Below are 12,891 nucleotides of genomic sequence, written 5' to 3'. Positions count from 1 at the left end.
GTGCCCCGGCCCACCCGGTGCCGGACGGACCTACCGCCCGGGCTCCCGGGCGGTCAGCCGGCCGCGGACGGCGGCGTGGACCTCGGCCTCCTCGGCCGGGTCGGCGGCGAGCCTGCGCAGTCGCTCCAGCACACGCGCGTCGCCGGTGGTGGCGACATGGCGCGCGGCGAGCTCGCGGGTGGACTCCTCGCAGTCCCAGAGGCACTCGACGGCGGGCCCCTCGGGGAAGCGCACATCGGTCACGGCGAGCGCCCGGGCGGCGCGGCCGCGCAGTTCGGAGGAGGCGGCCTCCCCGTAGACGTGGCGCAGGACCGGGACGGCGTCGGCGGCGGCCAGCCGCCCCGCACCGTCGACCAGGGACCCGAGCCCGGTACCGCTGACCCCGTGCACGGAGATCCAGCGGCGCAGACCGGCGACCACCAGCGGGGCGTCGGCCGGCTCGCCCGCGTCGGCGAGCAGGCGCACGGCGGTCTCGCCCAGCGCGCTGTCGGCGCCCCCGCTGGCCGGGTCGGCCCAGCGGCGGGCCTGCGCCAGCACCTCGGGGCCGCGCATCCGGCCGAGCAGCTCCAACGCGGCCCGGACGATCCGGTCGTCCACGTCAGCTGCGGCGGCCTCGATCAGTTCGAGGGCGGCCCGGTCACGCTGGTCGACCAGGTAGCGCAGGGCGGCCCGCCGGGCGCCGGGCAGGCCGTCCCGGGCGGCCTCCAGCAGGAGCGGACGGTCCTCGGGGCGGACCACGGCGGTCAGACAGCGGGCGGCCGCGGCGGCCCGGCGGTCCACCGCGTCGGGGCCGGAGCGGTCCTCGTCGGTGCGCACGGGCTCGGGGCGGCTCAGGAAGGCACCGGCGCCGAGGTCGCCCAGCTGGCCCTGGTCGGCCCAGGCCAGGACGTCGGCGGTGGACCAGCCCGGGGTGACGCCACCGCGGTTGAGCTGGCGCTGCCAGAGGTCGAAGGGCGACTGCTCGGCGGCGGCGGCCACTCTCGGGTGGTAGGCCGCCCAGAGCCGCCAGGGCCTGGGTTCGTAGGCGTTGCGGATGAAGTCGCGCAGCTCGGCGTCGCCCTCCGGGCCCGGCGGGAACCGGTCCAGCACGGCCGTCCCGAGCAGCAGCAGGCCCCGGTCGTCGTCGCGCAGGGCGAGTTCGTCGAGGGCCCAGGCCCAGTTGGCGCCCGTGGCGGCGTACTCGCGCAGCATCAGCAGCGCGTCGCGCCGGCCGTAGGCGGCGAGGTGGCCCAGGACGGAGAGGGCGAGGCCGGTGCGGCTCTCGTCGTCGCTGACGAGGTCCTCGGCGGAGTGGAGGTGGTCCTCGATGCCCTCGAGGGAGGCCTCCAGCTCCATGTAGAGGCGTGCGTAGTAGAGGGAGCGGCTCTCGACCTGCCAGTCGGCCCGCGGATCCCTGGTGACGCATTCCTCCAGCGCGGCGATGGCCTCGGCACGGTCGGCGGCCAGCGCATGGAGCTGCCCGTCACCACGGCCTCGTTGCAGGAGGCCAAGGAGGCTGGCGCTAGGTGCTATCACTGGCTCGAACATGAGGTCAGCATCCGTTGCGGCGGTCGTAGTGGCAACGGGATTTCCGTCGCCGGGGTCTCTGGTCGGTACTGCGGTGGGCGCCCGGGCGCCGGAATCACCGAAGGTTACCGCCTCGGACCCCCTTCCGCACACAGGGCGACGAAGGCCGCTGCCACAGTGGCATATGCCAGGGGAACTTTGCCTGCGTTCTGTCCAAATCGCCCACACCGCCCGGAACGCTGTGCGACAGTCTTCTCACCACCACGACACCCCGCACACGGGGGGACACACCGAGCGATGGACCCGTCATGAACATGTCCTCAGGCACCGCCCGCCCGCCGGACACCGCCACGGTGGTGGACGGCGTCCGGGCGGGCGCGGACGGCAACGCCGACGACGGCTCCGACAGCGGAACGGACGGCAGAGTGGACGGCACGGCGCAGGAGCCGTCCGGGCCCCACCTCGGCGGCGGCCCCGGCGAGGACCGGCCCGTCGGCTCGGCCGAGTGGGACCTGCTGACCGACGGAGTCCGCTGGGACCAGGCGACCTACCTCCTCCTCGGCTGCGACCCGGGCCGCGGCCCGCTCAGCCTGGACCGGCTGCCCGACCGCCTCCCCGAGGCGGACCGGCCGCTGCTGCGGCGGATGATGACCGACGCCCTGGTGCACGGCCGTCCGGCCGCCGGCACCCTGCGGATCCGACGCCCCGGCGGACGGCACGACCACGTCGAGTGCGCGGGCGAGCCCGTGCTCGACGCCGACGGCACCGTCACCGCGCTGCGGATGCTGCTCCGGCCGGCCCCGCCGACCTGAACCCCGGGCCCTTCCCGGCCGAGCCTTTCCCGCTCGCGCCCTGCCCGACCGGCCCCGTGCCGCTCCGACCCCGGACCGGCCGCCCGTCTCACGACGGCCGCGGCCGGTTCTTCGCGTCCGCCGCCCGCAGCTCCCGCCCGAGCTGCGCCCGCAGCTCGTCCACCACCGGCAGCCCCCGGTACCGGGCGGTCAGCCGGTACATCTCCCGCAGCCGGTCCCAGGTCCGGTGCGAGGAGTTCTGGCCGATCAGGTTCATCACCATCTTGGCCTGGAACTCCGCCGCGTCCGGCTCCCCGGTGATCCAGTGCACCGAGGCCAGGGTGATCCGGTCGAACAGCGCCGACCGCAGCTGCCCGGTGCCCTCCCGCAGGGTGATCACCCGCTCCGCGTGCCGCCGGGCCCGCGGGGCCGCCGCCGGGTCGTGCTCGGCCAGGGTGCGCAGCACCAGCGCCTGCATGCCGCGCAGCTCGGCCTCGTCGAAGACCTGCATCCAGGTCGGCGGCGGCTCCGGCGCGTCCTCGGTGAAGAGGTCCTCCGCCTCGCCGAGCAGCCGGTAGGTGTCCTGGGAGTGCCCGATCGAGGCGTGCGCCCAGGCCTCGACGGTGTTGAACATCGCCCGCGCTCTGGGCAGCAGCAGGCCGCCGCCCGCCTTGGCCGCCGACATCAGTTCGATCGCGTCGTCGGCCCGGCCGAGGTGCACCATCTGCCGGGCCGCCCGGGAGATCGCCTCGCCGGCCCGCGGCCGGTCACCGGCCTCCTTGGCGGCCTCGGCCGCCATCATGAAGTACTTCTGGGCGGTGGGCTCCAGGCCCACGTCGTGCGACATCCAGCCGGCCAGCACCGCCAGGTTGGCCGCGACCAGCCACAACCGCTGCTCCACCACCGGGGCGTGCCGGTGCGTCAACAGGCCGCCGACCTCGTTGAGCTGGCCGACCACCGCCTTGCGCTGGAGCCCGCCGCCGCGCGCGGCGTCCCAGGCCCGGAACACCTGCACCGAGCGCTCCAGCGACTCCACCTCGTCGAGCCCGACCGGGCCCGCGTCGTACACGTCGACCACCGGGCGCGCGCCGCCCCCGGTGACCACCTGGCGCGGGCCCGGCAGGGAGGCCGCGTACGCGACCGCGTCCCCGCCCAGCCAGCCCTTGAGGGAGTCGGCGACGACCGCCCCGGCCGTGAGCGCGGCTCCGGCGCCCACCAATCCACGTCGGTTCAGCATGAGGTCCATTCCCGTGAACTCGGTGAGGACCGCGGCTGTTCGATCCGGCGACCACGGGACTGCTGCGGACGGCTCCGCTCCGGACCTGGTGGGCCGGTGTCGTTCCAGACCGAGGTCCTCAGTGGTGACGACACGTCCGAGCCGCTCCGTGAACACGGCCGCCAGCACCCTCGGCACCGGATCGCGCGGGATCTCCCCCTGCTCGATCCACCGCCGTACCCTCGACGTGTCGGTGGACAGCTGCTGCTGACCCATCGCGGCACCCCGACGGTTGACCAGCCGGGCCAGTTCGCCCTTGGACCATCCGGTCAGGACGAACAGATCGGCGAGTCGGGTGTTGGGTTCCCTGCTCAAATGAAGCCCCCAGGTTCCTCGGCACCTCCGAGGCTAGAGGCTCCGGCAAGTGCCAGGCGAGCATTCGCCACCGTTCGCCAGGGCCCGCCAGACTACTAAGCCAGTGCCCGACGGGTGTGTTGTAGGGATGCGCCACCTCGCCCCTCGGGTCGGGCGGCGTCCCACCAGCGTCGGGGCAGTCCCCCGACCGTGGCACGGGACGCTCCCGGTCCTCACCCGAGGGGGTGGCGCGGCCGGGTGGCGCGGGGGCGCCGGGCACGGCCGCGGCAGTCCGGCCGACCGCATTCCCCAGGGTGCGGACGACCGGGACGCCGTCGAACAGGGGTTCCTGACCCCTCGTCCGTGCCCGGCGCCCGCGCACCACCCACCGAAGCAGGGCCGCCGTCACGCCAGGAAGCACGCGGCACCAGCCCTCCCCCGCCCCGCGGGGCGAACCCGCAGACGGACCGGAAGGGACCACCCTCAGCCCATGTACTCCTCAGCGACGACCCCCACGCCGACCGCGAGCCGCACCGCGCTGCGCCCCCCCACCGCAGCCACCGGCCGTCCGGGGCCCCGGCAGGTGCCCCCGGCGAGCCGTCCGGTGGCCCCGCGGGGCACCGAGGGCCGGGCCGCGGACGCCCGCGTCCCGGTCGGCCGCACGGCGCTGGGACTGCGCACCCCCGAGGCCGTCCCCCCGGCCGGCCACCGCCTCCCGCTGGCCCGGCAGGCCGACGGCCAGGTGCTGCGCACCCGGCGCCCCGGCCAGCCGCTCGGGCCCGAGCGGATCGACCCGGCGGCGCTGCAGACCCCGTCGGTGCGGGCCGCGCTGGGGAGCATCGCGCGGATATGTCCGGCGTTCACCCCGCGCCAGGTCCTGCGCGAGGGCAGCCGCCACATCCTGGTGGCGGGCACCATCGGGCGGGCGCCGGTGGTCGCCAAGTGCCTGGCGCCGCAGGCGGTGCGGAGTGAGTACTTCGAGCAGCTGGTGGCCGACTTCCACCACGAGGTCGCGGTCTACCGGGCGTTCGTCCGGCACCGCCCGCCGGTGCGGCTGCCCCGGCTGGTCGCGGCCGACCACGACCGGTGCGTGCTGGTCATGGAGCGGATCCCCGGCCGCCCGGCCGCCCGGGAGCGCCACCCGGTCAACGCGCCCACCCCGGGCGAGGTCCGCGCGCTGCTCGGCGCGGTCCGGACGCTGAACCTCTGGCGGCCGCCGAGCGACGTGTTCCAGCCGCGCCTGGACTACCAGTTGGAGATCGCCCGCTACCACTCGGTGGGCCAGCTCACCGACCGGGACGCCGGCGACCTGCGCGGCCTGCTGCACGGCCTGGGCAACACCCCGCTGCAGCTGTGCCACGGCGACGCGCTGCTCAGCAACATGCTGCTGGCGCCGTCCGGGCCGGTGCTGGTCGACTGGGAGCAGGCCGGCTGGTACCTGCCGGGCTACGACCTGGCGGTGCTCTGGGGCGTGCTCTCCGGCGACACCGCCGCCCGCCGCCAGATCAGCCAACTCGCCCAGAGCGGCGGCACCATGGCCCGGGACGCGTTCCTGGTCAACCTGGTGCTGGTGCTGATGCGGGAGATCCGGCTGTACGACGTGCCGGGCGCCGGCGAGGAGCAGCGGATCATGATCCGCCGGCTCTACGACGACGCCGCGCTGGCCCGCCGCGCGGTCCGGGCGGCGGTCGGTACCCGCTGACCACCTCCGCCGACCCCCCGCCCCCCGGGGGGCCGCGGGGCGGGCGGGGCCCCCCCGCCGGCGGGGGGGGGCGCGGCCCGGCCCCCCCCCCGGGCGCCCCGGCCCCCCCCCCCCGCCCCCCCCCCCCCCCGGCCGGCGGCGTCCAGCACCGCCTCCTCGGGCGCCAGGTGCACCCGGCTGCTGAGCACGTCCCGCAGGTAGCGCTCCAGCGGGTGACGCCGGCTCAGTCCCGGGTTGCCGGTGAGCGCGACGGCCTGCTGGACGGCCGCGGTGGCGGCCCGGGTGGCCAGCAGGTGGGCCGGTCCGGTCCGGGCCACCGCGTCCGCCTCGCCCCGGTCCACCCGGGGGGCCAGGCCGTACAGCAGTTCCTCGGCGCCGATCAGCTGGGCGTCGATCTCGCCGAGCCCGGCGCGGTAGCGCGGCAGGGTGCCGAGCGGCTCGGTGAGATTGGCCGGAGTGCGCTGGTTCAGGAAACGGACCAGCCAGGCCTCGGCGGCCCGGGCGACCCCGACCGCCACCGCGGCGAGGGCCAGGTCGTGCCAGGCGCGGGCGAGTTCGGCCTCCTGCGCGTCCTCCCGGCCGGGCGTGCGCAGCCCGAGCCCGAGTTCGAGCGGGACCCGCACCGCGTCGAGGACGACGTCGTGGCTGGCGCTGGCCCGCAGGCCGAGCTGGTCCCAGGTGGGGTCGATCTCCAGGCCCTCGCTCTCCCCGCGAACCAGGAAGGTGCCGACCCGCGGCTCGGGTTCGTCGGTCCGCGCGGTGACGGCCATCCAGGCGAGTGCCTCGGCGCCGGTGCAGTACGTCTTGCGGCCGGTCAGCAGCCAGCCCTCGTCGTCCCGTCGGGCCACCGTCCCGAGCGGCTCGTCCGGCCGGCCGCCGGGCTCCGCCCGCAGCGTGTTGACCAGCGCGGGCCCGCGCCGGGACTCGGTCAGCAGCCGCCGGTAGCCGGCCGCCGGCCAGCTCGCGCGGCGGGCCTGCTCGGCGTGCTGGAGCAGGGTGAAGGCGGTGACCACGGCCACCGAGGCGTCCCCGCGGCCGAGTTGGGCCAGCACCCGGACGGTGTCGGCGAGCGTCCCGCCCGGTCCGCCGTACCGCTGGGAGACCGTCAGGGTGAGCAGCCCGGCCTCGTGCACCGCCTCGATGCCCTGGTACGGGAAGGTCGCGTCGCGGTCGTGCTCCTCGGCGCGGGCGGCGAGCAGGTCGACCACCCGGGGCAGGCCGGCCAGCGCGGCCTCGACCGCCGAGCGGTCGGGCTCGGCGGTGGCGGCGGTCGCGGTGGGAGGGGTGGCAGCGGCGGGAGCGGGCGGGACGGGTGCCGTGGGCGCCGCGGGGCGGGAGGGCCGGGCGGGGGACGCCGGGCGCGCGGGCGGGGCGGAAGGGGCGGGATGGCCGGAATCCGACAAATCGGTTCGGGGACGATCGTTCGGTGAACGATCGTTGGCGGCGATGGTCGTCATGGGGCTGGTGCCTCCGGGCGGCAGCATGGGCTCAGCGGGTGCGGACGGCACGCCGTACGGGCGCGCGAACGGGCCGGCGGCCCCGGAGGCCGGCCCGCGGCCCGCCCCCCGGTCTCGGCGCCGACCCGGTCCGGTCGGCCACCCGCCGCCACGGGGGCGAGATCCCCCCTCAGCGGCCCGGACACACCGCGCCGGCAGTCCGGCACAGGTCCAGATGCCTGCGACGGGTCAACAGCGGGAGACGGCACGGCATGTTCGCGACTGTACGAACCGGTGATCGATACCGTCAAGCAGCGTCCGAGCCCTGGCCGGGCCCCGACCGGGCCGCGGGCGGGCACGGTCGGCCGTGCCGGAATCGGCCCCGCCGGAATCAGCCCTGCTGGAACATGTCGGCCGGCAGCGGCTTCAACAGCTGATACAGGTCGTCCGAAATCGGTCGGTCCCACGACGCGATGGTGACGAGCACCCCGTCGCTGCGGCCGAACTGGGCGCAGAACACGCGCTCCTCGCTGACCTTGACCTTCTTCACGATCAGCAGGTCGTCCCCGAGCATCACCGGGAAGTCCTCGGCCGAGGCGAACTCGACCGGCTCGTCGTTCTCCAGCGCCGCGAGCAGCTGCCGCACCTCGAAGGGCACCTCGTCGCCGGTGTCCCGGGCGGGCGAACCCTCGGGGAGGTTGCCGATGAACATCGCCGGGCCTCTGCCGCCGAACAGGTCGTAGCGCAGGAAAATCCCCTGGCAGGAGCCGTCCGGGCCGGTCATCATGGCCGCACCGAAGTCACCGGGCCAGTCACCCGGGTCCATCGCGAGCACGTCGAAGTCCGGGCCGGCGGGCTGTCCGGAGCGACGGCGGAGAAAAGACATGGGAACATCGTACGTGTCCGGCACACCACACTCGCGAGGCGGGTGGGACGCCGACGGGGGGCGGGCGGGAGGTCGACGCTCAGAGACCAATGTTGACTCTGAGCAACCGTCCGGGCTACGTTCGGTTCAGCACGACAGCCGTTCTGGGTTTCACCCTCCGGGGGGACGGCATGTCGCAACGCGGCCCTACACGCGTATCCCTCACTGTGCACTCGTCGTGCCGAACTGCCGAGCACCCAGCTTCGTCGTCGCACACAGCACGAACACACAAGCCAACAGTTCCACTGCAGTTCCGTGCAACAAGAGCCAGATCCGCGGGGCCCCGGCCCGTCGCTCCCGTGGATCTGCTCGGGACGCCGCCGCGTGGGGGCGTGCGGGTCCCGAGCAAACGGTGCCGTCCGTCGAGTCGCTCTCGGCGGTGGTGCCAGCCTCCCGGCGACTGCCGGCCCCTCGTGGGCCGGGACCGGCCGACGCACCCCGGTGCGCAGGGGATGACTGGGAGGTATGGCCTGGCAGTGCTGCCGGGCCGCAACAGCAGGCGCCGTGTCTGGCCGCGTGGGGGCGGTGGGCACGGCGTCTGCCTGTGCTCATACTCTGAGCTGCGTTTGTCTAACAGTCAACAGAAATTCTGACGGGGCACGCTCAAAAGATCATCAGTTGTGATGTTCGGTACCGGAATCAGCGACCCACCCGCCCCGGACGCACCGACGGAGCGGACCCGGACGCCGCACTTCTCCCTGCAGCTCGGACCGCTCCGCGGGTGCGCCCGGACGGCGCGGACGATCAGGTGAGGTCGAACTCGCCGTCCCGGGCGCCGAGCACGAAGGCCCGCCACTCGGCCGGGGTGAAGACCAGGACCGGCCCGTCCTCCTGACGGCCGTCCCGCATCCCGATGTACCCGTCCACGAACGCGATCTGGACGTCCCCGACGCCCTGGCTGCTGCACAGCCACTCGGCCCCGGTGAAGTCCACCTTCGGCTTCCCGTTCCGCGCGAGCTCCGGCTCGGCGCCGACCGTCCCGGTGCTCGCCCCGGTGTCCGTACCGCTGTTGACTGCCACTGACCGATCTCCTCCCGACGGCATTCCAGCGCCAGCCTAACCACAGCCACCGGCCCCGGTCAGCGGGTTGGCGAGGTCACCCCCACGTCTGCGCCACGCCTCGGCCGGGTCTCCTGCCATGCCTCGACCGCGTGTTCTGCCGCGCCTCCGCCGCGCGGGGCCGGTGGATCGGCGAAGGGCCCGCGGAGGAGCGGTCGGGGCCCGGTGGGGCGTGTCCCGCCGGACCGGGCCGCGGGCAGCTGCCAGAGTGCTGCCAGGGCGCGTACGGTCCCGCCCGCGCCCCGTTTCACCACCCCAACCTCCACCTCGCCCCAGGGAGCAGCCGATGAGCCGCCGGGACGGCACCCGCGCCGACGTCATCCCCATCTCCGACGCTCCCTCGGCCCACCCGCCGGCCCCCCGCACCCCGCCCTCGCCCACCCCGCTGCCCCGCCCCACCCCGGCGCGGACGGCCGCGCACGGCCGGGTCGGGATCGTCCTGGTCTCGCACAGCCAGGAACTGGCCACCGCCGTACGCTCCCTGGCACTCGCGCTGACCGGATCCGACTCCCCCGCGCCGGTCGCCGCGACGGGCGGCGACCCGGCGGACGGACCGGGCATCAGCGCGGTCCTGGTGGCCGCCGCCACCCGGCGGGTCGACCAGGGCCACGGCGTGGTGGTGCTCGCCGACCTGGGCGGAGCCGTCACCACCGTGCGGGCCCTGCTCTCGGACGCCGACGAGCACGGCCTGCCGTTCCCGGTCCGCTTCGCGAACGCGCCGTTCGTGGAGGGCGCGGTGGCCGCCACCGCGACCGCCACGGCGGGCGGGGACCTGGCCGCGGTGCTCGACGCCGCGGAGGAGGCCTACCGGCAGCACAAAGGCTGAGATCCGTCGGGTGGGCTGAGAGCCGCCACCGGGACGTAGCGCCGCCGGGCCCGCTACGGGCGCTCCCGGCCCTCCCAGGTGAAGACCGCCGGGCCTTGGCACTCCAGCGCGTGGCGCAGCCGGTCGTGCTCGAAGTCGAGCATCGGCGGCAGCTCGTCCAGCCCGAACCAGCCCACCTCCAGCGACTCGTCGTCGTTCACCCGGGCCTCGCCGCCGACGGCCCGGCAGCGGAAGGTCAGCACCAGGTACTGGGTCACGTCGCCGTTGGGGTAGTGGACCGGAGGGGTGACCGTGGTCGAGGCGAGCAGCTCGGGCACGACCTCCACGCCGGTCTCCTCCAGGCACTCGCGCACCACGCCGTCGGCGGGCTGCTCGCCGGGATCGAGGATGCCGCCGACCGACGCCCACCGGCCGTCGTCGGCCCGGCGGGCGAGCAGCACCCGCCCCCAGTCGTCCACGACGACGGCGGCGACGGCGCTCAGCCAGAGCGGACGGTGGCCCACGAGGGAGCGGAGTTCGAGGAGGAAGGGAGGGATCGCCATGCGACGCAGCCTATCCAGCCCGCCGCTCGGGCCTCCGGCCGTCACCGCCACCAGCGGCTCGGGGCGGTCGGGGCCGCGGGAACGCATTCACCGGAGAGGGGGGAAGGGGGTGTCACCCGGAATTGCGGGAGAAGGGGGTGCGGGATTGTCCGATGAGATGAAATTCGGTCGTTCTGACCAAATTCGCTCTATCTGTTAATGCATCTGTTGAAAAGTTGATCGGCTCACGCCGGACCATCCGATCGGACGTCCGACGGAGTGACCCCGAGGGCTCCGTCAGAGCGCGGCACCCCGCCGCCGGACCACCCCGAAGGCGATCCGGCCGAGCAGCAGGACCCCCGCCGCCAAGCAGCCGGCCACCGCCATCGCCCACGCCGGACCGTCACTGTCCGGAACGATCACGGCCACCACGATGCCCAGCACGAGACAGGCCACACCCGCCGCCGTCAGCGGAATCCGGTGGGTGACCAGGGCTCCGCCGCTGCACGCGCGGTTCCAACGGGTCGCGCCGTGCAGGTGGAAGTGATCACGGTCCGCATCTGCCATGAGCCCAAGGTACCCCGGGCGGGCCCCCGAGGCAGCCCGCAGGGAGTGAGGGCCCGGACACCCTGCGCGAGCAGCCCCGCGGGGGTGCCCCTGGCCTGCTCACGCGTGTACGGGCTCCACAATCAGTCCACGAAAAATCCTCGTCCCCCCGGTACAACCATCCGTCCGGTGCAGCGGTCTCAATGGCATCGAGTGATCCAGGAGCCGTTCACGGGACGGGAGAGAACCCCCCACCGAGAACCGGAATACCCAGGGAGCGGAGCCGCCGCCCCCTGGAGCCGGAGGCCGGGCTCCGTCCTCCGGCGGTACCGCCACGCCGCTCGGCGACCAAGGGGGAACCGTTGCCGCAGACCCAGTCCACCCCATCGACCGCCACTGCACGCGCCAGGCCCCGGCCCGGCCTGCGCCCCCTCCCACCCACCACCGGCTGCGCGTCCGACCACCACGGCGCCGGCCGACCCCGACCGGCCGTCGAGACCAAGCGCCTCGACGCGGGTCGGCTCGAAACGGTGCGGATCGACCCGACCCTGCTCGACCCGACCCGGCTCGCCGCCAGACGCCTCGACACCCAACACCTGGAGACGAAGCAGGCAGACGCACAGCACACCGCGAAGGAACAGCAGGACGCACGGGGCGAATGGCTGCGGTTCGCCCCCGTACAACCGCTGTTCCGGGCCCGGGCCGCCCAGCGCCTCGCCGTCCTCGCCTACCACGGGGTGACCGACCACCGCTCCTTCGGCGCCCAGCTCGACCGGCTCCGACGGCTCGCCACCCCCGTCTCGCTGGAGGCCGTCCTCCAGGCCGTCACGGAGCGGCGGCCGCTGCCGCCGCGCAGCGTCCTGGTCACCTTCGACGACGCCGACCGGAGCGTCCTCACCCACGCCCTGCCCGCCCTCGACGCCCGTGGCATCCCCGCCACCGCCTTCGTCATCTCCGAACTCATCGGCACCGAACGCCCCTTCTGGTGGCACGAGGCCGACTTCCTCGCCCGCCACGGCGGCCGCGCCCGCTCACTCGACTGCGGCCACCCCTCCCAGCTGCTCCCCCGGCTCAAGGCCATGCCCGACCCGGACCGGCGCCGCAGCCTGCACGAACTACGGGTCAGTGCCGACCGCCGGCCGCCCCGCCAGGAACAGCTCACCCCGGCCGACCTGCTCGCCCTGCGGGACGGCGGGGTCGCCATCGGCAACCACACCCAGGGGCACCCGTGCCTCGGCCGCTGCGACGACGCCACCGTCCGCGCCGAGATCACCGGCGCCCACGAAGCCCTGACCCACTGGCTCGGCGAACCCCCCACCGCCTTCGCCTACCCCGACGGCGGCCACGACCCCCGTGCCGAAACCGTCCTGCAGGAGCTCGGCTACCGGCTCGGCTTCCTCTCCGACCACCGCCTCGGCCCCCGGCTCCCCTCCCACCCGCTCCAGATCAGCCGCCTCCAGGTCGACTCCACCACCAGCATCCGCCGCTTCGACACCATCCTCTCCGGCCTCGAACCCGCCTACCGCCGCTGGCGCCGCCAAGAGGTGGCCTGACCAGCGACACCGCCGCGCGGGAGGTCGACCCGGGCGACTCCCCGCGCGGCGCGGCGCGGGGCTCCGGGACGCACCCCGCCCTGCCTCCCAGGCAGGCTCCCTGCCCGAACGGCACCACCCCACGCACCGGAAGTCGGCCAGGCCGACTTGCTACGCCAGGAGGAAGGGTCTCTGCCCGCCCCGACTCCTCGAGGTCGGGCCCTCCTCCCCATGAGAAGTCGGCCAGGCCGACCTTCCGTGCGGCACGCGATCGTGGGGGCTTGGCGGCCTTGGAGCACGGGACCGCGCCGGCAATCGCCCCGGCCCCCTCACCGGCGGGCCCTGACGCAGGAGAAGTCGGCCCGACCGACTTCCTGTACGGGTGCCGATGGGCGGCGCAGCAACGGATCGGATCGAGACATGCCGGGCGCCGGCGGGATGGAATTGCCACCCCGATACTCGGATTCGGGCCAGGGC

At 74.9% G+C, this 12,891-nt stretch carries 12 protein-coding genes; 4 read left to right on the top strand and 8 right to left on the bottom strand.

Annotation, left to right across the window (positions count from 1 at the left end):
• Positions 1 to 30 precede the first annotated feature (30 nt).
• The gene (locus tag ACFWXO_RS23190; RefSeq protein WP_380403461.1) at positions 31 to 1,527 is read right to left on the bottom strand and encodes a HEAT repeat domain-containing protein; all 1,497 of its coding nucleotides are present in this window, start codon (positions 1,525 to 1,527) and stop codon (positions 31 to 33) included.
• A 287-nt stretch (positions 1,528 to 1,814) separates the two neighbouring features.
• Here ACFWXO_RS23190 and ACFWXO_RS23185 point away from each other — a divergent pair, with 287 nt between their 5' ends.
• Positions 1,815 to 2,318 (top strand): PAS domain-containing protein, encoded by a 504-nt coding sequence (locus ACFWXO_RS23185; protein WP_380525623.1) that lies wholly within the window; start codon positions 1,815 to 1,817, stop codon positions 2,316 to 2,318.
• An 88-nt stretch (positions 2,319 to 2,406) separates the two neighbouring features.
• Here ACFWXO_RS23185 and ACFWXO_RS23180 read toward each other — a convergent pair whose 3' ends face one another.
• Positions 2,407 to 3,888: a hypothetical protein gene (locus ACFWXO_RS23180; RefSeq protein WP_375892337.1), complete on the bottom strand. Its 1,482-nt coding sequence runs from the start codon at positions 3,886 to 3,888 to the stop codon at positions 2,407 to 2,409.
• Between the two features lie 469 nt (positions 3,889 to 4,357).
• On the opposite strand from ACFWXO_RS23180, the gene ACFWXO_RS23175 reads away from it, so the two are divergent.
• Complete coding sequence (locus ACFWXO_RS23175; RefSeq protein ID WP_380525622.1) at positions 4,358 to 5,569, top strand: phosphotransferase; 1,212 nt, start codon at positions 4,358 to 4,360, stop codon at positions 5,567 to 5,569.
• Here the strand turns inward: ACFWXO_RS23175 and ACFWXO_RS23170 are convergent.
• From ACFWXO_RS23170 to ACFWXO_RS23155, 4 genes are all read right to left on the bottom strand, one after another.
• Positions 5,512 to 6,972, bottom strand: a complete 1,461-nt coding sequence (locus ACFWXO_RS23170; RefSeq protein WP_380525621.1) for an acyl-CoA dehydrogenase family protein — start codon at positions 6,970 to 6,972, stop codon at positions 5,512 to 5,514. The two genes, ACFWXO_RS23175 and ACFWXO_RS23170, sit on opposite strands and share 58 nt — an antisense overlap.
• A gap of 223 nt (positions 6,973 to 7,195) precedes the next feature.
• On the bottom strand, positions 7,196 to 7,279 hold the full coding sequence (locus tag ACFWXO_RS23165; protein WP_375892426.1) for a putative leader peptide: 84 nt from the start codon (positions 7,277 to 7,279) through the stop codon (positions 7,196 to 7,198).
• A gap of 117 nt (positions 7,280 to 7,396) precedes the next feature.
• Positions 7,397 to 7,891 carry a hypothetical protein gene (locus ACFWXO_RS23160; RefSeq protein WP_375892343.1) on the bottom strand — a complete coding sequence of 165 codons (495 nt, stop codon included), beginning with the start codon at positions 7,889 to 7,891 and terminating at the stop codon, positions 7,397 to 7,399.
• 783 nt (positions 7,892 to 8,674) lie between these two features.
• The gene (locus ACFWXO_RS23155) at positions 8,675 to 8,863 is read right to left on the bottom strand and encodes a DUF397 domain-containing protein (RefSeq protein ID WP_360243590.1); all 189 of its coding nucleotides are present in this window, start codon (positions 8,861 to 8,863) and stop codon (positions 8,675 to 8,677) included.
• Between the two features lie 412 nt (positions 8,864 to 9,275).
• On the opposite strand from ACFWXO_RS23155, the gene ACFWXO_RS23150 reads away from it, so the two are divergent.
• Positions 9,276 to 9,815, top strand: coding sequence for a PTS-dependent dihydroxyacetone kinase phosphotransferase subunit DhaM (locus ACFWXO_RS23150; RefSeq protein WP_380525620.1), 540 nt, complete (start codon positions 9,276 to 9,278; stop codon positions 9,813 to 9,815).
• A gap of 53 nt (positions 9,816 to 9,868) precedes the next feature.
• Here the strand turns inward: ACFWXO_RS23150 and ACFWXO_RS23145 are convergent, their stop codons facing one another.
• Both ACFWXO_RS23145 and ACFWXO_RS23140 read right to left on the bottom strand, forming a co-directional pair.
• Positions 9,869 to 10,357, bottom strand: coding sequence for an NUDIX domain-containing protein (locus ACFWXO_RS23145; protein WP_380525619.1), 489 nt, complete (start codon positions 10,355 to 10,357; stop codon positions 9,869 to 9,871).
• Between the two features lie 276 nt (positions 10,358 to 10,633).
• Positions 10,634 to 10,903: a hypothetical protein gene (locus ACFWXO_RS23140; RefSeq protein ID WP_375892349.1), complete on the bottom strand. Its 270-nt coding sequence runs from the start codon at positions 10,901 to 10,903 to the stop codon at positions 10,634 to 10,636.
• Positions 10,904 to 11,244: 341 nt separating this feature from the next.
• On the opposite strand from ACFWXO_RS23140, the gene ACFWXO_RS23135 reads away from it, so the two are divergent.
• Positions 11,245 to 12,435 carry a polysaccharide deacetylase family protein gene (locus ACFWXO_RS23135; protein ID WP_380525618.1) on the top strand — a complete coding sequence of 397 codons (1,191 nt, stop codon included), beginning with the start codon at positions 11,245 to 11,247 and terminating at the stop codon, positions 12,433 to 12,435.
• Positions 12,436 to 12,891 lie beyond the last annotated feature (456 nt).

This window comes from Kitasatospora sp. NPDC059088 (genome assembly GCF_042738155.1).
In the GTDB taxonomy this organism is placed as follows: domain Bacteria; phylum Actinomycetota; class Actinomycetes; order Streptomycetales; family Streptomycetaceae; genus Kitasatospora.
Note: the sequence above shows the minus strand (reverse complement) of the source record. Positions and strands in the feature narration are given on the sequence as shown.

Bases quoted from the DNA above. Each gene is read 5' to 3' on its own strand.
- ACFWXO_RS23190 (WP_380403461.1), bottom strand. From the start codon at position 1,527: ATGTTCGAGCCAGTGATAGCACCTAGCGCCAGCCTCCTTGGCCTCCTG.
- ACFWXO_RS23185 (WP_380525623.1), top strand. From the start codon at position 1,815: ATGAACATGTCCTCAGGCACCGCCCGCCCGCCGGACACCGCCACGGTG.
- ACFWXO_RS23175 (WP_380525622.1), top strand. From the start codon at position 4,358: ATGTACTCCTCAGCGACGACCCCCACGCCGACCGCGAGCCGCACCGCG.
- ACFWXO_RS23165 (WP_375892426.1), bottom strand. From the start codon at position 7,279: ATGCCGTGCCGTCTCCCGCTGTTGACCCGTCGCAGGCATCTGGACCTG.
- ACFWXO_RS23160 (WP_375892343.1), bottom strand. From the start codon at position 7,891: ATGTCTTTTCTCCGCCGTCGCTCCGGACAGCCCGCCGGCCCGGACTTC.
- ACFWXO_RS23150 (WP_380525620.1), top strand. From the start codon at position 9,276: ATGAGCCGCCGGGACGGCACCCGCGCCGACGTCATCCCCATCTCCGAC.
- ACFWXO_RS23145 (WP_380525619.1), bottom strand. From the start codon at position 10,357: ATGGCGATCCCTCCCTTCCTCCTCGAACTCCGCTCCCTCGTGGGCCAC.
- ACFWXO_RS23140 (WP_375892349.1), bottom strand. From the start codon at position 10,903: ATGGCAGATGCGGACCGTGATCACTTCCACCTGCACGGCGCGACCCGT.